We start from the raw sequence: 19,951 nt of genomic DNA, 5'->3' as shown, positions 1-19,951 counted from the left end.
CAAGGTGTGTTCAAATAAATCATGAGTGCAAACTATTTAATTCCGGCGCAGCCCATGACCCATGAGCTGGTCATTAAAAACAGTCGGTTTATTGCTCATGCACAGCTCGCTAGTAGTGCCTCTGAGGTGGCTGCGCATCTGGCTTGGTGTAAACAACAGTGGCCGCAAGCAAGTCATTACTGTACGGCGGCTTTATGGGGTGCGCCCAATAACAGTCAAGCTTATGCGATGAGTGATGACGGTGAACCCAGTGGTACCGCCGGTAAACCTATGTTTCAAGTATTGCAAACTAGTGGGGTAGGAGAAATTTCTGTGGTGGTGGTGAGATATTTCGGTGGGGTGAAACTCGGAACCGGAGGCTTGCAACGCGCATACAGCCAAGCTATCGCCGAGCTCATGAAAGTTTTACCAACAGCAGAAAAAATACTACGCAAATCAGCCCGTTTAAACTACGATTACCAGCATCAAAGTGTTGTACAGCATTTATTGCAGCGTTATCAGGCAGATATTATCGAACAAGAATTCACGGATACGGTACGATTAAGGCTAGCAGTGGTTGCCGCATCAGCAACAGAGCTTGCAACCCAATTAAAAAACTCCACTCAAGGTCAACTTGAGTTAATTATTCTAAAAGAGGCAGGCTAGTGCGCTTTCGCGGCATTCTCAGAATTTTAGGGCTACTTATTTGTTTGTTCAGCATTACCTTGGTGCCCCCAGGCGTAGTTGCGTTAATCTATCAAGATGGTGGTGGAGTAGCCTTTTTACTGGCTTTTGTGGTGAGCTTAGTGGTTGGCTTTTGCGTCTGGTATCCGAACCGTCACGAGCGTTCTGATCTTAAAGTTCGAGACGGGTTTCTGCTAACCGTCCTGTTTTGGACGGTGTTAGGGGCCGTGGGTATTTTGCCCTTGTGGTTCACCGCCGAAGTTCCATTGAGTATTACCGATGCTGCCTTCGAGTCTTTCTCTGGTTTAACGACCACGGGCGCTACCATTTTGACCGGCATTGAACACTTGCCCCACAGTATTTTGTTTTACCGTCAGCAGTTGCAGTGGTTAGGCGGGATGGGGATTATCGTTTTGGCGGTGGCAATTTTACCGATGCTTGGTATCGGGGGTATGCAGCTGTATCGAGCGGAAATTCCGGGGCCCCTTAAAGATGCCAAAATGACCCCTAGAATTGCCGATACTGCGAAACATCTTTGGTACATCTATGTGGCTTTAACCGCCGCTTGTGCTATTGCCTATAAGCTTGCGGGTATGGGCTGGTTTGATGCTATTGGCCATGCGTTTTCAACCATTGCGGTAGGTGGCTTCAGTACCTACGATGCCAGCATGGGCTACTTTGACAGTGCCACCATTAACACCATTTGTGTGGTGTTTTTGATCATTTCATCGATAAATTTTGCGGTGCATTATGCGGCCATAACAGGGCGTTCAATTACTGGGTATTTCCGTGACCCTGAAGCACGGGCGTTCGTGTTGATTCAGGTTGCGTTAATTATTCTGGTCTTTCTTACGGTGCTGGTACACGACCTGTTTTCGTCGACCGAAGAGGCCTTTAATCAAGCGATGTTCCAGGCAGTTTCAATTAGCACCACAGCCGGCTTTGCGACCACAGACTTTTCATCTTGGCCGTTGTTTTTACCTATTTTGCTTATCTTTGCCAGCTTTATCGGTGGCTGCGCCAGCTCAACAGCGGGTGGTTTAAAAGTGGTGCGGGTGATGTTGCTGTTTCGGCAAGGGGTGCGTGAACTCAACCGCTTAGTACATCCAGCTGGGGTCTATTCCGTTAAACTAGGTAAGCGCATTATGCCGCAACGAGTGGTTGAGGCAGTGTGGGGTTTCTTTGCCGCCTACGCCTTGGTTTTTGTGGTCATCATGCTCGGCTTGCTGGCAACGGGTTTAGATGATGTGACAGCCTTTTCGGCTACCGCAGCCTGTTTGAATAACTTAGGGCCAGGTTTAGGTGAGGTGGCAGCTAATTACGCTGACATCCCGGACGCGGCCAAGTGGCTATTGGTGATTGCCATGTTATTTGGGCGCTTAGAGGTTTTTACCATCTTAGTGTTACTCACCCCAACATTCTGGCGCAGCTAGCAATAGGGCCTGAACTAGGCCCTAAAAGAATAACGCACTAGGTTGGAATAAGCGTTCCACTTCGCGAATGTACTTTTTATCTACCAAGAACAAAATAACGTGGTCATCGGCTTGTAAGACAGTGTCGTCGTGAGCAATAAGCACTTCATTGCCGCGCACGACAGCACCTATGGTGGTGCCCGGAGGCAGCTTAATTTCGCTGATGGTTTTACCGATAACTTTAGAGGTGTTTTCGTCGCCATGAGCGATCGCCTCAATAGCCTCAGCTGCACCTTTACGCAGTGAATAGGCATTAACAATATCACCTTTACGAATCAGTGATAGTAGTGCCGAAATAGTCGCTCGTTGCGGAGATATCGCAATGTCTATGACGTTATCTTGCACCAGATCGACGTAGGCCTGGCGCTGAATTAACACCATGGTTTTTTTCGCGCCCATTTTCTTTGCAAGCATGGCGGACATGATATTAGCTTCGTCATCATTGGTAACCGCAATAAACACGTCCATATCTTCAATATGCTCTTCAATCAGTAGCCGTTGATCTGATGCATCACCTTCAAGAATGGTGGTGTTTTGCAGGCTTTCATTGAGCATGAGGGCACGATCTCGGTTGCGTTCAATGAGTTTTACATGGTGATTCTCTTCCAGACGGCGCGCCAATCCCGCACCTATGTTACCGCCTCCGGCAATCATGACGCGGCGATACTGATGCTCAAGCTTCTGCATTTCTTCCATAACCATGCGGACATACCTGGTATCGGCAATAAAGAAAACTTCGTCGCCGGCTTCAATGATGGTTGTTCCCATCGGCTTGATGGCTTGCCCTTGCCGGAAAATTGCCGCGACTCGGGTTTCGACATTAGGCATATGGTCTTTCAAAGTAGAAATAGCATGGCCAACTAACTTGCCACCGTAATAGGCTCGTACTGCGACGAGGCTGGCGCGCCCGCCAGCAAACTCCATCACCTGCAAAGCGCCAGGGTAATCCACCAGCAGCTTGATGTAGTCGGTCACTTCTTGTTCGGGTGAAATGAGGTGATCAACAGGGATGTCGTCTTTATGAAAAAGCTTATCTTTGTAATCGCTGTATTCTTCTGAGCGAATGCGCGCGATGCGTTTGGGAGTCTTGTAAAGGGTGTAGGCAATCTGACATGCCAGCATGTTGGTTTCATCGCTTGGCGTTACCGCAATCAGCATGTCAGCATCTTCGCAGCCGGCTTGGCGTAGCGTCCGAGGATGCGAAGCATAGCCCTCTATGGTGCGAATATCATGCAATTCTGATAAATAATTTAAACGCCCAATATCTGAGTCAACCACGGTAATATCATTGTCTTCGCCCACTAGGTTTTCTGCTAGTGTACCGCCTACTTGACCGCCACCGAGGATGATTATTTTCATGTGCGTTTTTCCAGTTTTGCATAATAGAAACCATCGCCATGTTGCTCACCCGGAAGCCACTGCCAATCAAGCTCGGTACCAGGCCCTATAGCTATTTGTTTGGCATCCGCATGGCGCGTCAAAAATGCTGCTATTTGTTGTTTGTTTTCTGCAGGTAACACTGAGCAGGTTGCATAAACTAGGGTACCGCCTGGCTTTAACATTGGCCAGAGGTTATCAAGAATCCTTGCCTGTAATTCAGCTAGGGCGCTAATGTCATTCGCGCGGCGTAGCCATTTGATATCAGGATGACGACGAATCACGCCCGTGGCAGAGCAGGGGGCATCAAGTAAAATCCGGTCAAACAGTTGACCATCCCACCAGTCGGCACTAGTAGCATCACCTTGTTTCACAACGGCTGTTAATTGTAAACGCGCCAAATTGTCATGCACCCGTTGCAAGCGTTGGGCATCGGCATCTAATGCCAAGACCGCGGCCGTAGGAGCTGTCTCTAATAGGTGAGCAGTTTTACCACCAGGAGCTGCACAGCAATCTAGAATGCGTTCATGGGGTTGAGGTTGTAACAGGCTAGCTGCATGCTGCGCAGCAACATCTTGTACCGAAACCCAGCCTTGTGCAAAGCCTGGTAGCTGCTGCACATCTACCGGCTGCTCTAGGCGAATTGCCGAAGCTAGTGGGCTATCAGAGGCTGCCGCTAAGCCAGCGTCAGCTAATAATGCCAGATACTGCTCGCGCGTGTGATGCTGTTGGTTGACACGAAGCCACATGGGCGCTTGCTGATTATTCGCCGCTAAAATAGCTTCTGCGTGTTGTGGGTAAGCATGTTGAATAAGTTCAGCCAGCCAGCGAGGATGGCCATGGGCTAACTCGGCGCGGGCGGCAATTTGTTCTAGTAACTCAGACTGTTGCCGTTGCAGGTTACGCAAGACACCGTTTACTAAGCCTTTTTGCCGATTACGACCTAAAGTAATGGCTGCATCAACGGTGGCGGATACCGCGGCATGCGAGGCTGCGCCCATGTAGACAAGTTGGTAAGCGCCCACTAACAATAGTGAGTTTAAGATTAGTAATTCACCTTTGAGAGGCTTGGTAAGCAGCTTACTTAGCATAAAGTTAAGCTGCGGTAGATGCCGCAAAACACCGTATGCGAGAGCTTGAGCCATGCCACGATCGCGCGCAGAAAGTTTACTCGCTGCCACCGGTAACGCAGTGCTTAACGAGCGTTGGTGCTCAAGCACTTGAAATACAGCTTGGGCTGCCGCGGCGCGGCTTGCTGCACCAGGACGAAGCTCAGTCATGGGATACCTTATGCGGAGCTGCTAATCGACTCCCTAGTTGAAACCAATCACTGCGACCGTTAAGGAAATCTGCTGCAGGCATAGGTTTTTTGCCGGATGGCTGCAACGTTTGGAGGCACAAGGCCTGTTGACTCGTGCTAATCACGATACCCTGTTTATCTGCGCTGATCACGGTGCCAGGTGCAATAGATTCTGATTGCTCAAAGGGTACCTCGGTGGCATGGTAAACTTTTACCACTTCGTTGTTACTGGCAAGCAGCCAACAGATGGGCCACGGATTAAAGGCGCGCACCCAACGCTCTAGTACTGCGGCGGGTTGCTGCCAGTCCAACTGAGCTTCTTCTTTACTTAACTTGGTGGCGTAAGTGGCTAATTGCGCATCTTGAACCTGGGCTTGTGGCAGCAGGTCAGTGAGTTGGTGTAGGGTATCTAACAACGCCGGCGGCCCTAACTCGGCCAGCTTGGCATACAAGGACGCGGAAGTATCGCTTGGACGGATCGGTAACCGTCGTTCGAGTAATACCGGGCCGGTATCAAGACCCGCCTCCATCAACATGATAGCAACGCCAGTTTCGCTATCGCCAGCCCATAGGGCCCGCTGAATAGGTGCTGCACCACGCCAACGAGGCAACAAGGAACCGTGCACATTGATGCAGCCATAGCGTGGTAAATCAAGCACAGCTTGGGGCAAGATGATGCCATAGGCAACCACCACCATCACATCGGCCTGATAATCTGCTAAGGTTTGTTTTGCTGATTCTGATTTAAAAGATTGCGGCTGCTCAATCGTCAGTTGATGCGCTAGCGCTAACTCTTTGACGGCGCTGGCCTGTAATTTCTTACCACGCCCAGCCGGGCGATCTGGCTGAGTGTAAACAGCCACCACCTCGATGGTGTCATCCTTAAGTAATGCCGCCAGATGTTGCGCTGCAAAATCTGGCGTACCAGCAAAAACTACGCGCAGCTTATTGGCCATATAAACGAGCTTCTTTCTCTAATTTTTTGCGAATGCGATCACGTTTTAACGGCGATAGATAATCGACAAACAATTTACCATCAAGATGGTCAATCTCGTGCTGAATGCAAATGGCTAGCAAGCCTTCAGCGGTAAGACTGAAAGATTCACCGTTTTTATCCAACGCTTGCACTGTTACTTTGCCGGCACGCTCAACATTGGCGTAGACTCCAGGAAAGGATAAACAGCCTTCTTGATTGGTAAAATGGCCTTCTTGTGCTGTAATCTCAGGGTTAATGAAGACGAGGGGTTCGTTCTGATCTGGGCTGCAGTCGGCCACAAACAAACGGCGGTGAATATTCACCTGAGTAGCAGCTAGGCCAACGCCTTCAGATTCGTACATGGTTTCAAACATGTTGTCGATGTCAGCACGCAGGGCATCATCTACCTGCGCAATAGGCTGTGCGACAGTGCGTAAACGCTCGTCGGGATATTTTAAAATTGTTAATTTAGTCATAACCTGTCATTCGCTTGTTTCATATTGGCTAATTTTAACGTAATTTGAGGTTAAACACACGGTTTTACAATGGAGCTCCCCATGACTAAGAAGCATTATTGTACGATTGCGGCTATCGGCTTTTTCAGCCTTAGTTGCCATTCTGCGTTAGCTTCTGCACCGCTGGTTGATTCACAACCGCTACCACAGCCCGCTGTGGGGGCTGAAAGTCGGGGGACGCTGGTGCAAATTAAGCAAGGCGCACCAACCGAATACGTGGTGAAAAAAGGCGATACCTTATGGGATATCTCAGCACTCTTTCTTGATGATCCATGGCTATGGCCCGAGTTATGGCGGATAAATACTGACATCGCCAATCCACATCTCATTTACCCAGGCGACAAATTGTATTTGGTATGGGTAGATGGGCGACCTCAGCTTACTCGCAAACCGCAGCGGACCCTCTTACCTGAGGGTACAGTACAAGCAAAACGACAGCCGATTCCAACCTTTGCGCGCGATATGTTAGAACCATTACTTACGGAACATCGCTTGGTAAGTGCTGAACACTTGGCTCAGCTACCGGTGATTGTCGGCGACAATCGCGGTGCCCCCCGAGTGAACGGCTTAGCGCCAGTCTTTATCGATGCTGCTGCTGGACAACTTGAGCAGCAAGAATATGCTATCTTCACCCCGGTCGCAGAGTTAGCCCAGGGGCAACTGTTACGCCTAGTAGCCAACGTCCAAATTACCCATCCGCAAGATGGCTACTGGCAAGGGGAGGTTAGTAAGTTACAACGCGAAATTCGCCGCGGCGATGTGCTCCTGCCGCTAACGCCTACCGAGCTACCCGAGCTGATAGTTCCTAGTAATGGAGCCGTCCCTATGGGGCATATTATCGGGTCTTTAAATGAGCGCCGTGAGCAAGGTAAGTTTGATTTGGTGGTGTTAGACCAAGGCCGAGCAGAAGGTGTTACTACCGGACAAATGTATCGTGCCGTACGCGCGGGTACTCGGGTGTTTGTCGATGGCGAATCTATCAGTTTAGTGAACCCTTATAAACCCAGCCACGCTATTTCATCGCTGTGGCGAACCACCGCTGAATTGCCGCTGCAACAAACCGCTGAGCTGATGGTCTTGCAAGTGCAGGAGCATAGCAGCTTTGCCATTGTGTTGAGGGCACCAGAATGGTTGCGGGTTGGGGCTACCTTTTTACCCATGCAGGTGGCTGCAATGCAGCGCTAAGCTGGGCTTAGCTCGCTTTTTTACAATTTCAATTGCAAGGATGCAAAGCAATGATGGCACAGGATCATCGCGGTATTTTATTACTCGCTTTTGGCAACGGTAAGCTCCGACGAGAATGTCGCAAAGCCAGCTCATTTACTAACGCCATCGAGCTGGCGCAGAGGTCACCGCACGCAGCTGACGTGGTCATTGAAGCGGCGCACGTGGCCAGGTTAGAGCGTTGGCTTGAATTACCGCAAACCCAGGTTGTGAGTTATTTTGACGCCTCCTATCCTGAAGCTCTACGCTATGTAAGTCAGCCCCCATTAGTGTTGTTTTGTCATGGAGATGTGGCGCTGTTGCAGTGCTGCGCTGTTGCTATTGTCGGTAGCCGCAATGCTAGCCCTACCGGGCAACATACAGCGGATTATTTTGCCCGTGGTTTAGCGAGTAGTCAGGTAGTGATTATTAGTGGGCTCGCCATGGGGATAGATGCCGCCGCCCATCGTGGTGCGTTGGCGACTGGCCGCACCATTGCGGTACTAGCGGGTGGGCCAGACGTTTACTACCCAGCCCGAAATCGGCAACTACAACAACAGATCGCGCAAGCGGGCTTACTCGTTTCAGAGTTCGCGCCCGGAGTACCAAGTAAGCGCGATCATTTTATCCGTCGCAACCGTATTATCGTCGCCTTAGCTCAGTTGGTGTTGGTGGTAGAAGCCAAACCACGGAGCGGTTCGCTGAATACAGCAAAACAAGCCCTTGAGCAAAATCGTAGCCTCTTTGCCGTGCCCGGAAGCATTTGGGACCAAGGAATGGGGGGCTGTCTGATGTTATTGCAACAAGGTGCAGGGTTAGCGATGTCGATTAATGATGTGCGGCAAGAATTGAATTTACCAAGTTTGCCCCCATCTACTTCAGCAGAGGACGAAATTAATTCGCAACCGAGCTTGGCAAACACGCAATTGTTGGCTAATGTGGGCAATGAGGTCACTTCAATAGATACCATAGTAGCGCGCAGCAAACTTCCAGTTGCGATTGTATCAGAGCAACTGGTATTGCTTGAATTAGAAGGGAGAGTGACTTCTGTTGCCGGCGGCTACATAAAAGTGGGGAGGCGCTAACCATGTTTGATATCCTCATGTATTTATTTGAAAACTACATTCATTCTGATATGGAAGTAGTCGTGAATCATGATGAGTTAACCGATGAGTTAACTCGGGCGGGATTTCATCGGCAAGAAATTCAGAAAGCTTTAGCATGGTTAGAGCGCTTAGCTGATCTGCAAGAAAGCGATCTGAAGGCGGGTCTGAATCGTAGTCAAAGCAAATCGACGCGGGCTTACACAGCAGAAGAAGTAGCTCGAATTGATTGCGCCAGCCGCGGCTTTATCATGTACCTAGAAAATCTTGGGGTGTTGGATTTTGCTACCCGAGAAATGGTCATCGATAGAGTGATGGAGCTCGATGCAAAAGAGTTCACTCTAGATGATTTAAAGTGGGTGGTGTTGATGGTGTTGTTCAACGTGCCCGGCCATGAAGATGCCTATAATCAAATGGAAGGTTTGTTGTTTGAAGAGCCAGATGGTTTATTGCATTAAATGAGTGACAACTTTCTAGAGCCCCAAGCACTCGGAGTTCCTTGCCCCAAGTGTCAGCGAGATTTACAACTCAAAAAAGGCCGCTATGGCCTTTTTGTTGGTTGTAGTGGTTATCCCGCTTGTGATTACATGACTGCCGCAGATTTCGATCCCGGTACCGATGCCCGCTGTCCTGAATGCCAGCAAGGTAAGATGGTACAAAAAACTAGCCGCTTCGGTCATTCCTTTTATGCTTGCGATCAATACCCCTCATGTCGTTATTCCGTGAAGTTACCGCCGGTGGCAGAAATTTGCCCGAGTTGTGGTTACGGGTTGTTATTACGCAAAAAAACCAGTGCGGGTGAGCGCCTAATTTGCGCAAAAGATACCTGCGACTACAAATCTCCAGTAAAATAATCCGCAGTTTTAGCGTTAGCGAGAAAGAACATGTTAGACAGTGAACAATGGCTAGCAGCCAAGCAAGCGTTTCAAGCTGGGCAGGTGTTGGCTTATCCTACTGAAGCCGTATTTGGGTTAGGTTGTGATCCTCGTAATGAAAGTGCAGTGCGCGCTGTACTTGCCTTAAAACAGCGCCCTGAAAGTAAAGGCTTGATTCTTTTGGCTGCCGATTACAGTCAGTTGGTGCCCTATGTTGATGATCTTGCGATTCCACAGGATAAGCGGTTTGCGGTGTTCTCAAACTGGCCAGGTGCCGTCACTCTATTATTGCCGGCAGCCGCTAATGTCCCAGAATGGCTGCGTGGCGACCATAATCAAATTGCGGTACGTGTAACCGCACATGAACCAGCGCGGCAGTTATGTAAGGCACTCGGCTCAGCAATCGTTTCGACCAGCGCCAATCGCTCCGGGCAGCCAGCCTTAACCACAGCTGCGCAAGTAACAGCAGAGTTTGGTGAGGGAGTGGCGTGGGTGATGCCTGCGGATGTGGGCGGAGCAAGTAAGCCGTCACGTATCATCGACCCTTTAACCCAGCAGGTAATACGAGATTAATCATGCCAGATTCGATGTTAGAGCAAGTAAAAGCCTATTTAACCAATCTTCAAGACCAGATCACCGAAGCATTGGAACAGGCAGATGGAAGCGGGCAATTCACCGAGGACGCCTGGCAACGCCCTGGTGGCGGTGGTGGGCGTTCGCGGGTGTTACGTGATGGTGCCGTATTAGAACAAGGCGGGGTGGGCTTTTCGCATGTGTATGGCGAACAAATGCCAGCATCTGCTACGGCGCATCGACCTGAGTTAGCCGGTCGTAACTTTAATGCCTGTGGGGTGAGTTTAGTGATGCACCCGCGTAATCCCTACGTACCTACCAGCCATGCTAACGTGCGCTTTTTTATTGCCGAAAAAGCGGATGCAGAACCGGTATGGTGGTTTGGAGGCGGGTTTGACCTAACTCCGTTTTACGCCAACGATGAAGATATTAAGCATTGGCATCAAGTTGCATATGAGGCCTTGCAGCCCTTTGGTAATGATTTATACCCAGCCTATAAACAATGGTGTGATGAGTATTTTTATTTGAAGCACCGTGGCGAAACACGCGGCGTTGGTGGTTTGTTTTTTGATGATTTGAACGAGCGAGGATTTGATGAGAGCTTTGCCATCATGCGAGCCGTTGGCGATGCCTATTTAGCGGCCTATTTGCCGATTATCTCCCGCCGTAAAGACATGCCTTATGGCGAGCGCGAGCGGCAATTTCAGCTCTACCGTCGTGGCCGCTATGTTGAGTTCAATTTAGTCTGGGATAGAGGTACTTTGTTTGGCTTGCAAACCGGCGGTAGAACCGAATCTATCTTAATGTCGATGCCACCGTTAGTGCGCTGGGAGTATGGCTATCAACCAGAACCAGGCTCACCTGAAGCTCGGCTCTATGAGGATTACCTTAGGCCGCGCGATTGGCTCGCCGAACTTTAATCGGTATTTATCATGTGATGAGCCAGTGCCGTGTAACGACTTTTTAGCTGCATCTTCAGTAAATCATCTTGCACTTGCTCATCTAAAACTTGATACATACACATCAACCATTGATCGCGCATGGCTTCGTCTATGCGAAAAGGCAGGTGCCGTGCCCGTAGCCGAGGATGCCCATATTTTTCTTCGAAGAGTGCCGGGCCACCCAGCCAACCACTAAGAAACTCGAAAAATTTCTGTCGAATTTGGGTGAGGGGTTGTGGATGCATGGCCAACAGTTCAGCTGCGCGTGGGTCTGTTTCCATGATATCGTAAAAACGCTCAGCCATAGCTCGTACTGCGTGTTCACCGCCAAGCTGATGATAGAAACTACTATCTGGGGCTGCTTTCTTTTGCGAACGGAGAAAATTAAACATGGCGCTTTTTACCGTATTTGGAAATCCAATTGCACAAAGCCTATCGCCACAAATCCATCAATTATTTGCTGAACAAGCGCAAGTAAGCCTCAACTATTCGCGCAGTTTAACATCTCCGGCACAGTTCTCACGAGCTGTTGCGGCATTTTTTCGCAGTGGCGGCGCAGGAGCCAATGTAACGTCACCGTTCAAACAACAAGCCTATCAGTTGGTGACCCATGTTACAGCTCGAGCGGCCAGTGCTGGCTCGGTGAATACCATAGTTGCACTCGGACATGGCCAATTATTGGGAGATAACACGGATGGCTACGGATTGGTGCGTGACTTACAGCGCTTAGGGTTTGATCTGACCCAGCTAACTATCGTGCTGCTCGGTGCGGGGGGAGCAAGCCGTGGCTGCTTACAGCCTTTGCTAGATGCTGGCGCGGCTACCTTAGTGTTAGCTAATCGAACACTTAGTAAGGCTCAGCAATGCGTGGAAGGCCTTGAGCATGCGCGCCTTAGTGTTGCTAGCTTAGCTGAACTGGAGAACCAGCTAGAACCCTTACAGCAACCCTATCTGTTAATCAATGCGACGAGTGCTGGTCTTCATGGTGATCAACTGGCCTTAGCGCCCGCGATATTTGCCCAGGCAACGGCTTGTTATGATATGAGTTATAGCTCAAATCCTAGTCTGCTCACGCCTTTTCGCCGGCAAGCACAGAAAGCAGGAGCACCACGCACCTTTGATGGGCTAGGGATGTTGATTGAGCAGGCGGGCCTGGCGTTTCAGTTATGGCATCAGGGGATAGAACTTGATACTAGGCTGGTACATCAGCGCTTACAGCAACAATTGCAACAATGATAGGATTAGTCACGCAACACAATATTGGGGCTTAAATCGACATCACCTTCATGGTTTACGGTCGCAAACTCACTGCCGCGCCTAACCACAGCAAGCGGACCTGCCTCGGTGTTGCGAATAAAGGCGAGGTCATAGCCAAACTTCTGTAACTGGTAGACACCAAATTTCTGGTCCATCGAGAGGCGTTCCCACCACTCTGACTGATTCAATGCAATACGTCGGCGCTCAAAATCTTCAAGTTGCCGAAGTTCTTCTGTGCTGAGTTTCATTGATTCAGTTTCCATAACACCACGTGCGTAGCTAGTTACCCAAGTTTGGCGCAAGTATAACCTATGGATGATAGGTTGATCAGCTTTGGCCACTGTCATCTTAAAACAATAGTATAGATCAGATATCGCCGAACTATGACAGTGAGTATATACGAAAACTAAGCAAATGTTGATTCCTTTTAAATTTATAAGGAAATCAGCAAGGTTAAAAAATGATCTAAAAAGATCAAAAATTAGGCTGGTATTCCATTTTCTTTATGGTAGTCTTTCAGACCGGTTAGCAAAAAACCGCATAAGCTTAGCGCCCATTTGGCTGTAGCTTTAAATCAGTTTCCACAACTGAAAGAAAAATAAAAATAAAACGCAGTTATGGGGATTTCTAGTTCGTAACCCCTTGTTTTAAAAGCCCTTAATTCAAAAATGCACACCAGAGGTTGATTACCTTTAGCTGGTGCGATAGGTCGTTGCACACAGACTTATGCACAGGTTGTCCACATTTGTATTCAAGTTGAGCTAAGGTATCATTCTGGCGTCTTAACGGCGCCTGTGGCATCCTAGCAACACGACTGGCATAACACCTATGCACCCTAAAGCAACGAAGCTCAAGTAGAGACACATCATGGCTGAAGTTCCAAAGAATCCATTCATATTAGTTGATGGCTCATCTTATTTATTTCGCGCATATTATGCGCCACCGCATATTACCACCGCAGCAGGGGAGCCAACTGGAGCCATTTATGGTGTCGTTAATATGCTACGCAGTTTATTGAAGAAATATCAGCCATCGCATATGGCCGTTGTTTTTGACGCCAAAGGGCCCACGTTCCGAAATGATATGTATGCTGAGTACAAGGCGAACCGGCCACCTATGCCTGATGACCTACGTCAGCAGATTCAGCCGTTGCACGACATAGTACGGGCATTGGGATTACCCTTGTTATGCATTGATAGTGTAGAAGCTGATGACGTGATTGGTACCCTTGCTCGTCAAGCCGGCGAGGAGGGGCGTTTTACCTTGATCAGTACCGGTGACAAAGACATGGCGCAATTGGTGAATGACCATGTCATGTTGATTAATACCATGACGGATACCTTATTAGACCAAGCCGGTGTCGTTGCTAAATACGGGGTTGAACCTGAACAAATCATCGATTATTTGGCCTTGATGGGTGATAGCTCAGATAATATTCCGGGGCTACCTAAAGTAGGTGAAAAAACCGCCTTAGCCATGTTAACTGGCATGGGTTCGATCGATGCGATGCTGGCCGACCCTGATGCGCTAGCACAACTAAGTTTTCGTGGGGCAAAGACCATGCCCGACAAGCTGCGTGAGCATTGCGATATTCTAAAGCTCTCGCGCGAATTAGCTACCATTAAGCTTGATGTGGCGTTAGATTTTACTCCAGATCAACTAGCGATCAAGCCGGCCGATCAGGAGCAGTTGGTAAGCTTGTATCAAAGATATGAATTTAAACGCTGGTTAGCTGAGGTCCTAGCTGAAGGTGCTAGCACGGACCAAGCGCTCGGATTGGCTGCAACTCCGGCTGCGGCCGCTGCTGCACCAACAGCAGGAGCGCCATTCCAACCGGACCAATATCAGCTCATCACTAGCATGCCCCAGTTGCAGCAGTGGTTGGAGAAATTACAGCAGGCCGACTATTTTGCGGTTGATACTGAAACGACCAGTCTGAATTATATGGAAGCCGAACTGGTGGGCATGTCTTTTGCGACTTCGGCAACCGAGGTTTGCTATATTCCGCTTGCTCATGATTACCCTGGGGCCCCAGATCAGCTTGACCGGGCCGAAGTCTTAGCTTTGTTTAAACCTTTGTTAGAAGACACAAAGCCCCAAAAGATTGGCCAAAACCTGAAGTATGACAGCCATATTCTACGCCGCTACGGGATTAAATTAGCGGGTATCAAGAACGATACCATGCTCAATAGTTACGTCTTGAACAGTGTGGCATCGCGCCATGATATGGACAGCCTAAGCTTGCAGTTTCTTGGTCATAAGTCTATCTCGTTTGAAGAGATTGCTGGTAAAGGTGCCAAACAGCTCACTTTTAATCAAATTGCTTTAGAGCAAGCCGCACCTTATGCCGCTGAAGATGCCGATGTCACCTTGCGCTTGCATCAACAGTTGTGGCCCCAAGTTGCTGATGTGACCGAGCTTAAGTCGGTGTTAGAAACCATCGAACTGCCACTCGTGCCAATCCTTGTGGCTATTGAGCAACAAGGCGTGCAAATCGATGCTCAGCAGTTAGCGCTACAAAGTCATGAGATAGCTAAAGAATTACAGCAGTTAGAAACGCAAGCTTATGAGATTGCGGGCGAGACTTTTAATTTAAGCTCTACCAAACAACTCCAGACGATTTTATTTGAGAAACTGCAAATTCCAGTGCAGAAAAAGACGCCCAAGGGTGCCCCCTCGACCGCTGAAGACGTGCTGCAAGAACTAGCCTTAGATTATCCGCTACCAGATATCATTCTACGCCACCGTGGCCTAAGTAAGCTGAAATCAACCTACACGGACAAGCTACCTAAGATGGTGAATCCCCGTACCGGACGTATTCATACTTCTTACCATCAGGCGGTAACTGCCACCGGTCGTTTGAGTTCAAGTGACCCTAATTTGCAGAATATTCCTATTCGAAATGAAGCCGGGCGGAGAGTTCGTAAAGCTTTTACCGCGCCTGCGGGTTACTCCATTATGGCTATCGACTACAGTCAAATTGAGCTGCGTATTATGGCTCATTTATCGCAAGACCCAGCTTTGGTTGAGGCGTTTTCTAAAGGTCGGGATATTCATAAAGCCACAGCCGCAGAAGTTTTCGGTGTCGCCTTAGATGCTGTCACTAGCGAACAGCGGCGTCGCGCCAAAGCAGTTAACTTTGGCTTGATCTACGGCATGTCGGCGTTTGGTTTAGCCCGTCAACTGGATATTCCGCGTCATGAAGCTCAGCTGTACATGGATAAGTATTTTGACCGTTTTCCTGGAGTGCTGCGGTACATGGAAGAAACCCGCGAACAAGCCAAACGAGATGGTTACGTGAAAACTATCTACGGACGTAGACTGCACTTGCCAGAAATCAAAGCTCAAAATGCGATGCGTAGAAAGGCCGCTGAGCGAGCCGCGATCAACGCCCCAATGCAGGGCTCTGCTGCGGATATTATTAAGCGTGCGATGATAGCGGTGGCTGATTTTATCGAGACAGAAGCGACGACTGACGATGTTCGAATGATCATGCAGGTACATGATGAATTGGTCTTTGAAGTAAAAACCGACAAGGTCGCAGACTATCAAGCTAAGCTGGTAGCAGTGATGGAGCAAGCCGCGGAACTACAAGTGCCATTGATTGCCGAAGCTGGGGTAGGCGACAACTGGGATGAAGCGCATTAATTTTTAAAGTATTTAAAAACAAATGGTTATGAACTTATTGGCAAATTATGCAAAAAAAATTCAGGTTTTTGGAACTTATCAAAATTTAGCCAGTCTGAATTAGTGAAAGGCGCATTAAACGAGTTTTTAAGTGTCGTTTGATTAACCTTTCAGAGATGTTCTCTCCCTGGATTGTAGTATGACTTTTGCCCGGCCTTGTGCCGGGCTTTTTCTTTTCTAAGCGAGGTTAAAGCGGCTTTTTACGCGACCGACGATTGGCAATCCAAACACCGAATAAAATAGCAGCCATACCAAACCCATGGGCCATTAAGAACGGCTCACCATCAAGTACGCCTAAAATGAGGGCAACAATCGGAATCAGGTAGGTGACTGAACTAGTAAAGGTGGTGTCGGTTAATTTCACGACCGTGTTAAAGATAACCAGAGCTGCTGCCGTACCTACAATACCCAGCACTAATACCGCCGCCAAGGATAGCTGAACGCTCTCAAAATCGCTCACTTGGGCGATGAATGGCGTGGCAAACAGCAGATACAACAAGGCTGGTGGCGCTACTAGAAATAACGACACGCCAGTAATGGTTAGCGCACTAAGATCAGGAATATGGTGTTTGATGAGGTTTAAATTGAGGCCGTAACACACGGTGGCAGCAAGAATAAGTAATCCATACTGATTAAACGCAAACGCTCCGGCTTCTCCTGCAGTTACGAGTAGCGTCGTACCTACTAAACCTATAGCAATACCTAACCATTGTTGCGGCTTTGCTACTTGCTTGAAAATAAAGACCCCTATCACAAGGGTCGCAAGCGGAGTAAAGGTATTGAGGACGCCGGTAACGCCGCTGGGTAACTGAGTTTGAGCGAAGGCGAATAGAAAGGCTGGAATAAAACTACCAACCAAGCCAACACTTATGAGCTTGGGCCAATGATGACGCTGCACATTATGCACTCGCTTCACTATGAGCGGAAGCAGTACCAAGCCAGCTGAGGCAATTCGCAACGCAGCCAACTGATCTGGACTAAAAGTGAGCAACCCTTTTTTGATCAACAAAAACGAGCTGCCCCAAATCAGGGCCAAAAGTAACAGCAGCAACCAAGCCTTTAATGGCGGTACCTCAGGAGACTGTGTGCTATTCATGATCCGGTGATACTGACTCCGTGTCCAAGCTGTCATCAAGCTCTACAGCTTCGTCAACGACGGGCTGATTTAACCAGTCACTCAGTTTTGCCTCAACTGCTGGCAGGCCTAAGCGATTCAGCGATGAGAACATTTCAATGGTGATGTCACCACCAAACACCATAGCGGCCTCGCGTGCCTGTAATAAGGTTGACTTACGGGCTCCTGGTTTAAGCTTGTCCGCTTTGGTAAGCAGCACCAGCACCGGGATTTCGCTCTCGGTGGCCCAATGCAATAATTCTTGATCGACATCACGGTAGGGGTGACGGATATCCATCAATAATACGAGGCCTTTGAGCGAGCGACGCTTTTGTAAATACTCGCTTAGCGCTTGTTGCCATTTTTCTTTGATCGCAATCGGTACTTTTGCGTATCCATAACCAGGTAGGTCAATAAGACGCTTACCCGGAAGTACCTCAAATACGTTGATTAGTTGGGTGCGGCCAGGAGTCTTACTGGTGCGAGCCAGCGCCTTCTGCCGTGTGATAGTGTTTAATGCGCTAGATTTACCAGCATTAGAACGCCCAGCAAAAGCAATCTCGACCCCTGAGTCATCAGGTAATTGTCGAATATCGGCTGCGCTGGTGATAAATTTTGTTGGTTGAAAGTTTAATATGGTGCTCATAGACGTGCCAGACCTCAATAGAAAGCGTATACTAGCATGATTAGGCGTTTAATCCTTACAACTTTTGTGTAAAATAGCGTCTGTTACAACATCCAGAGCAGAGATATCGATCATGAAAAAAATTGCATTGTTCGTAGGCCTCTACGTTGGTTTGACCGGGTTTGCCATGGCGGCTACTGGTAATGCCGAAGCAGGTCAACAAAAAGCCGCCGTATGTGCCGCATGTCACGGACCTGATGGTAATGCTCCATCGGATATGTACCCGAAAATTGCGGGTCAGCATGAAGGGTACCTGTTTAAACAATTAAAAGATTATAAGCTAGCTGCTGAAACCGGCGGCTCGCAAGGCCGTGCTAACGCAATCATGCAGGGCCAAGTAATGATGTTAAGTGAGCAAGACATGGCTGACTTGGCGGCTTTCTATGCTGGTAAAGACATGAGCGGTGGCGAAGCACCTGAAGATGTCATTGCTGCCGGTAAAAAGCTATTTATCGCTGGTGATGAAACTCGTGGTATTGCAGCTTGTGCAGCTTGTCATGGTCCGCGTGGCGATGGCATGGGTTTAGCTAATTTCCCAGATATTTCTGGTCAGCATGCGGCTTATACGAAACAACAGTTAGAATTGTTCCGCAGCGGTGAACGTGCCAACGATATGAACAATATGATGCGTGACGTTGCCAGTAAACTGACCGATAAAGATATTGAAATTTTGTCTCAATACATCCAAGGCTTGTACTAAGCCTAGCGGATAACGCACAAAATATGAGCAAAAAGGGCAGCTTGATAGCTGCCCTTTTTATTTTTTTGTTGCATCCGAATGACTGTTAAACCCGCGTAAAATAACGATTTGTCAATTATGGTTATATGAAATACCTTTCTTATAACATAAAAGTCATTGATTAAATTTTGTGAATCAGTAGTCTGAATGCCATTGAAATCAAGCAAGCCCACGTGATTAGTGGCGTAGCGAGAATCAAGCGGGTTATTAATTAAGGCAAGAATGACCCAAAAAGGTTCACGTAGAAAAGAATAATAATCCAGGGAATAACAACACGGCCAGGAGGCCACCTTTTAACCAAGCACAATAAAAATAACAGAGCTCGGTTAATGCGCTTAACATAATAACAATAATAATAAAAAGCTCAGGGACGTTATAATTAAAAACAAGGAAGATAGTGACAACCGTTCTCGAAAATCGCACGTGCGCTGTGTGGAAAGATGAGAATAAATCAGGCGATGGCAACATCGCCTTTTTTATTGCCGCCAAGATAAGGTAAACTAGTAGCCAGTTTATTCACTTCCACAGTTGGAATGGCACTATATGACACGCCGTAAGAAAACCCGCAAAACAGGGCCATTAGCCCCTTCAAAACGCGTTATTCCCGAGTGGGAAAAGAGTAAATCCGATGCCTCAGGCGCGCACGCTGGTAAAGGTCGTAAACCTGGGAGTAGATTCAACGTTGCACCAGCCAGTAAAGCTCAGGCAACGGCTCAGGCTAATGTCCATGATCCACGGTTAGGTAGTAAAAAACCCATCACCCTTATGGCTGCAGATGCAGTGGCACCCGTAGTACCAAGTTTTGACCGTAAAGCAGCTATGGCGGAACTCGCAGCCATAGAAAATGATGAGCGGTTGCAGGATCTATTGGACCGTTTAGATGAAGGCGATGAACTATCTGTAGCTGAATCTCGTTATGTAGATGAACGTACCACGCGCTTTGAGCAACTAGCAGAGCTATTGGGCTTAGATCTAAACGACGATGAGGATGATGATGATTGATGCACACATGCCCTGGTGGGGTTGGCTAATACTTGTTGCTGGGGTTCTGATCATTGCCGGCTTAGCTTTTTATGCTGGACGTTTGATTGCGCAAGTCAAGTTTCAGCGGCGTCAGTTGGATCAGCGTCGCGATGAAGCCCTAGCGGGACGTAATGAGCGCCTGCTAGAAAGCATTGTGACCATTGCCAAGGCCATGGAGCAGGGGCAATGTCCGCATTCTGAGGGCGCACTGCGATTAGTGGTGCTGCTTGATTTGCGGGTCGAATCCAATACAGCCAAGTATGCTGAGCGCTACCCAGCGTTGCATGATATGTATGAACGTATTAAGCACATGCCTACTCATGACGCCCGTAAACAGTATCCAAAGCAAGAGATCCGTAAAATGGATCGCGAGCGTGAAGGCTATGAAGTGGAGCTAGAGCAGCAGATTTTGAATGATGTACGCCAGTTACTGAAGGACTTTGCTTAA

21 protein-coding genes are annotated in these 19,951 nt (G+C 48.5%); 13 read left to right on the top strand and 8 right to left on the bottom strand.

Going from position 1 to position 19,951, the window contains the following annotated elements:
* Nucleotides 1-21 precede the first annotated feature (21 nt).
* Entirely contained in the window at nt 22-645 is a 624-nt protein-coding gene (locus NOG12_RS06425; protein ID WP_313932763.1) for a YigZ family protein, read from the top strand.
* Nucleotides 645-2,096, top strand: coding sequence for a TrkH family potassium uptake protein (locus tag NOG12_RS06420; protein WP_162014511.1), 1,452 nt, complete (start codon nt 645-647; stop codon nt 2,094-2,096). Before NOG12_RS06425 ends, NOG12_RS06420 begins: the two co-directional genes overlap by 1 nt.
* 21 nt (nt 2,097-2,117) lie before the next feature.
* Here the strand turns inward: NOG12_RS06420 and trkA are convergent, their stop codons facing one another.
* The 4 genes from trkA to def are packed head-to-tail and all read right to left on the bottom strand — an operon-like array spanning nt 2,118 to nt 6,264.
* The gene (gene trkA / locus NOG12_RS06415) at nt 2,118-3,494 is read right to left on the bottom strand and encodes a Trk system potassium transporter TrkA (RefSeq protein WP_110075699.1); all 1,377 of its coding nucleotides are present in this window, start codon (nt 3,492-3,494) and stop codon (nt 2,118-2,120) included.
* Nucleotides 3,491-4,792: a 16S rRNA (cytosine(967)-C(5))-methyltransferase RsmB gene (gene rsmB / locus NOG12_RS06410; RefSeq protein ID WP_153826553.1), complete on the bottom strand. Its 1,302-nt coding sequence runs from the start codon at nt 4,790-4,792 to the stop codon at nt 3,491-3,493. The genes trkA and rsmB overlap by 4 nt, the downstream gene beginning before the upstream one ends.
* Nucleotides 4,785-5,768, bottom strand: a complete 984-nt coding sequence (fmt, locus tag NOG12_RS06405; RefSeq protein ID WP_313932762.1) for a methionyl-tRNA formyltransferase — start codon at nt 5,766-5,768, stop codon at nt 4,785-4,787. The genes rsmB and fmt overlap by 8 nt, the downstream gene beginning before the upstream one ends.
* Nucleotides 5,758-6,264, bottom strand: coding sequence for a peptide deformylase (gene def / locus NOG12_RS06400; RefSeq protein ID WP_110075696.1), 507 nt, complete (start codon nt 6,262-6,264; stop codon nt 5,758-5,760). The genes fmt and def overlap by 11 nt, the downstream gene beginning before the upstream one ends.
* 81 nt (nt 6,265-6,345) lie before the next feature.
* On the opposite strand from def, the gene NOG12_RS06395 reads away from it, so the two are divergent.
* Genes NOG12_RS06395 through hemF form a run of 6 tightly spaced genes read left to right on the top strand, consistent with a single transcriptional unit; the run spans nt 6,346 to nt 10,977 of the window.
* The gene (locus NOG12_RS06395) at nt 6,346-7,488 is read left to right on the top strand and encodes a LysM peptidoglycan-binding domain-containing protein (protein ID WP_313932761.1); all 1,143 of its coding nucleotides are present in this window, start codon (nt 6,346-6,348) and stop codon (nt 7,486-7,488) included.
* Nucleotides 7,489-7,538: 50 nt separating this feature from the next.
* Nucleotides 7,539-8,591, top strand: a complete 1,053-nt coding sequence (dprA, locus tag NOG12_RS06390; RefSeq protein ID WP_153826555.1) for a DNA-processing protein DprA — start codon at nt 7,539-7,541, stop codon at nt 8,589-8,591.
* Nucleotides 8,592-8,593: 2 nt separating this feature from the next.
* Nucleotides 8,594-9,067, top strand: a complete 474-nt coding sequence (locus tag NOG12_RS06385; RefSeq protein ID WP_110075693.1) for a DUF494 family protein — start codon at nt 8,594-8,596, stop codon at nt 9,065-9,067.
* A complete protein-coding gene (locus tag NOG12_RS06380; RefSeq protein WP_110075692.1) occupies nt 9,068-9,463 on the top strand; it encodes a DNA topoisomerase family protein in 396 nt (131 codons plus the stop codon). It abuts the gene before it with no gap.
* Nucleotides 9,464-9,493: 30 nt separating this feature from the next.
* A complete protein-coding gene (gene tsaC, locus NOG12_RS06375; RefSeq protein ID WP_110075691.1) occupies nt 9,494-10,057 on the top strand; it encodes an L-threonylcarbamoyladenylate synthase type 1 TsaC in 564 nt (187 codons plus the stop codon).
* A gap of 2 nt (nt 10,058-10,059) precedes the next feature.
* The gene (gene hemF, locus NOG12_RS06370) at nt 10,060-10,977 is read left to right on the top strand and encodes an oxygen-dependent coproporphyrinogen oxidase (RefSeq protein WP_153826556.1); all 918 of its coding nucleotides are present in this window, start codon (nt 10,060-10,062) and stop codon (nt 10,975-10,977) included.
* Here the strand turns inward: hemF and NOG12_RS06365 are convergent.
* Nucleotides 10,974-11,390, bottom strand: coding sequence for a group II truncated hemoglobin (locus NOG12_RS06365; protein ID WP_153826557.1), 417 nt, complete (start codon nt 11,388-11,390; stop codon nt 10,974-10,976). The two genes, hemF and NOG12_RS06365, sit on opposite strands and share 4 nt — an antisense overlap.
* On the opposite strand from NOG12_RS06365, the gene aroE reads away from it, so the two are divergent.
* The gene (gene aroE / locus NOG12_RS06360; protein WP_313932760.1) at nt 11,389-12,234 is read left to right on the top strand and encodes a shikimate dehydrogenase; all 846 of its coding nucleotides are present in this window, start codon (nt 11,389-11,391) and stop codon (nt 12,232-12,234) included. The genes NOG12_RS06365 and aroE overlap by 2 nt on opposite strands.
* A 5-nt stretch (nt 12,235-12,239) precedes the next feature.
* Here the strand turns inward: aroE and NOG12_RS06355 are convergent, their stop codons facing one another.
* The gene (locus tag NOG12_RS06355; RefSeq protein ID WP_153826559.1) at nt 12,240-12,518 is read right to left on the bottom strand and encodes a hypothetical protein; all 279 of its coding nucleotides are present in this window, start codon (nt 12,516-12,518) and stop codon (nt 12,240-12,242) included.
* 604 nt (nt 12,519-13,122) lie between these two features.
* Here NOG12_RS06355 and polA point away from each other — a divergent pair.
* Nucleotides 13,123-15,903 carry a DNA polymerase I gene (gene polA / locus NOG12_RS06350; protein WP_313932759.1) on the top strand — a complete coding sequence of 927 codons (2,781 nt, stop codon included), beginning with the start codon at nt 13,123-13,125 and terminating at the stop codon, nt 15,901-15,903.
* Between the two features lie 226 nt (nt 15,904-16,129).
* On the opposite strand, the gene NOG12_RS06345 is transcribed toward polA, so the two are convergent.
* Together NOG12_RS06345 and yihA are read right to left on the bottom strand one after the other, a co-directional pair.
* Nucleotides 16,130-17,038, bottom strand: coding sequence for a DMT family transporter (locus NOG12_RS06345; RefSeq protein ID WP_153826561.1), 909 nt, complete (start codon nt 17,036-17,038; stop codon nt 16,130-16,132).
* Nucleotides 17,031-17,702: a ribosome biogenesis GTP-binding protein YihA/YsxC gene (gene yihA, locus NOG12_RS06340; RefSeq protein ID WP_110075684.1), complete on the bottom strand. Its 672-nt coding sequence runs from the start codon at nt 17,700-17,702 to the stop codon at nt 17,031-17,033. The genes NOG12_RS06345 and yihA overlap by 8 nt, the downstream gene beginning before the upstream one ends.
* Nucleotides 17,703-17,814: 112 nt before the next feature.
* Here yihA and NOG12_RS06335 point away from each other — a divergent pair, with 112 nt between their 5' ends.
* From NOG12_RS06335 to NOG12_RS06325, 3 genes are all read left to right on the top strand, one after another.
* Nucleotides 17,815-18,441 (top strand): c-type cytochrome, encoded by a 627-nt coding sequence (locus NOG12_RS06335; protein ID WP_110075683.1) that lies wholly within the window; start codon nt 17,815-17,817, stop codon nt 18,439-18,441.
* Between the two features lie 582 nt (nt 18,442-19,023).
* Nucleotides 19,024-19,482 (top strand): Der GTPase-activating protein YihI, encoded by a 459-nt coding sequence (gene yihI, locus NOG12_RS06330; protein ID WP_313932758.1) that lies wholly within the window; start codon nt 19,024-19,026, stop codon nt 19,480-19,482.
* Nucleotides 19,469-19,951 carry a DUF2489 domain-containing protein gene (locus NOG12_RS06325; RefSeq protein WP_313932757.1) on the top strand — a complete coding sequence of 161 codons (483 nt, stop codon included), beginning with the start codon at nt 19,469-19,471 and terminating at the stop codon, nt 19,949-19,951. The genes yihI and NOG12_RS06325 overlap by 14 nt, the downstream gene beginning before the upstream one ends.

This window comes from Pseudidiomarina fusca (assembly GCF_032227045.1).
Taxonomy (GTDB): domain Bacteria; phylum Pseudomonadota; class Gammaproteobacteria; order Enterobacterales; family Alteromonadaceae; genus Pseudidiomarina; species Pseudidiomarina fusca.
Note: the sequence above shows the minus strand (reverse complement) of the source record. Positions and strands in the feature narration are given on the sequence as shown.

Coding starts and splice junctions, on each gene's coding strand:
- rsmB (WP_153826553.1), bottom strand. CDS start 4,792: ATGACTGAGCTTCGTCCTGGTGCAGCAAGCCGCGCCGCGGCAGCCCAA.
- hemF (WP_153826556.1), top strand. CDS start 10,060: ATGCCAGATTCGATGTTAGAGCAAGTAAAAGCCTATTTAACCAATCTT.
- dprA (WP_153826555.1), top strand. CDS start 7,539: ATGATGGCACAGGATCATCGCGGTATTTTATTACTCGCTTTTGGCAAC.
- fmt (WP_313932762.1), bottom strand. CDS start 5,768: ATGGCCAATAAGCTGCGCGTAGTTTTTGCTGGTACGCCAGATTTTGCA.
- trkA (WP_110075699.1), bottom strand. CDS start 3,494: ATGAAAATAATCATCCTCGGTGGCGGTCAAGTAGGCGGTACACTAGCA.
- NOG12_RS06355 (WP_153826559.1), bottom strand. CDS start 12,518: ATGGAAACTGAATCAATGAAACTCAGCACAGAAGAACTTCGGCAACTT.
- NOG12_RS06425 (WP_313932763.1), top strand. CDS start 22: ATGAGTGCAAACTATTTAATTCCGGCGCAGCCCATGACCCATGAGCTG.
- NOG12_RS06380 (WP_110075692.1), top strand. CDS start 9,068: ATGAGTGACAACTTTCTAGAGCCCCAAGCACTCGGAGTTCCTTGCCCC.
- NOG12_RS06395 (WP_313932761.1), top strand. CDS start 6,346: ATGACTAAGAAGCATTATTGTACGATTGCGGCTATCGGCTTTTTCAGC.
- aroE (WP_313932760.1), top strand. CDS start 11,389: ATGGCGCTTTTTACCGTATTTGGAAATCCAATTGCACAAAGCCTATCG.
- def (WP_110075696.1), bottom strand. CDS start 6,264: ATGACTAAATTAACAATTTTAAAATATCCCGACGAGCGTTTACGCACT.
- tsaC (WP_110075691.1), top strand. CDS start 9,494: ATGTTAGACAGTGAACAATGGCTAGCAGCCAAGCAAGCGTTTCAAGCT.
- NOG12_RS06325 (WP_313932757.1), top strand. CDS start 19,469: ATGATGATGATTGATGCACACATGCCCTGGTGGGGTTGGCTAATACTT.
- polA (WP_313932759.1), top strand. CDS start 13,123: ATGGCTGAAGTTCCAAAGAATCCATTCATATTAGTTGATGGCTCATCT.
- yihI (WP_313932758.1), top strand. CDS start 19,024: ATGACACGCCGTAAGAAAACCCGCAAAACAGGGCCATTAGCCCCTTCA.
- NOG12_RS06345 (WP_153826561.1), bottom strand. CDS start 17,038: ATGAATAGCACACAGTCTCCTGAGGTACCGCCATTAAAGGCTTGGTTG.
- NOG12_RS06335 (WP_110075683.1), top strand. CDS start 17,815: ATGAAAAAAATTGCATTGTTCGTAGGCCTCTACGTTGGTTTGACCGGG.
- NOG12_RS06385 (WP_110075693.1), top strand. CDS start 8,594: ATGTTTGATATCCTCATGTATTTATTTGAAAACTACATTCATTCTGAT.
- NOG12_RS06365 (WP_153826557.1), bottom strand. CDS start 11,390: ATGTTTAATTTTCTCCGTTCGCAAAAGAAAGCAGCCCCAGATAGTAGT.
- yihA (WP_110075684.1), bottom strand. CDS start 17,702: ATGAGCACCATATTAAACTTTCAACCAACAAAATTTATCACCAGCGCA.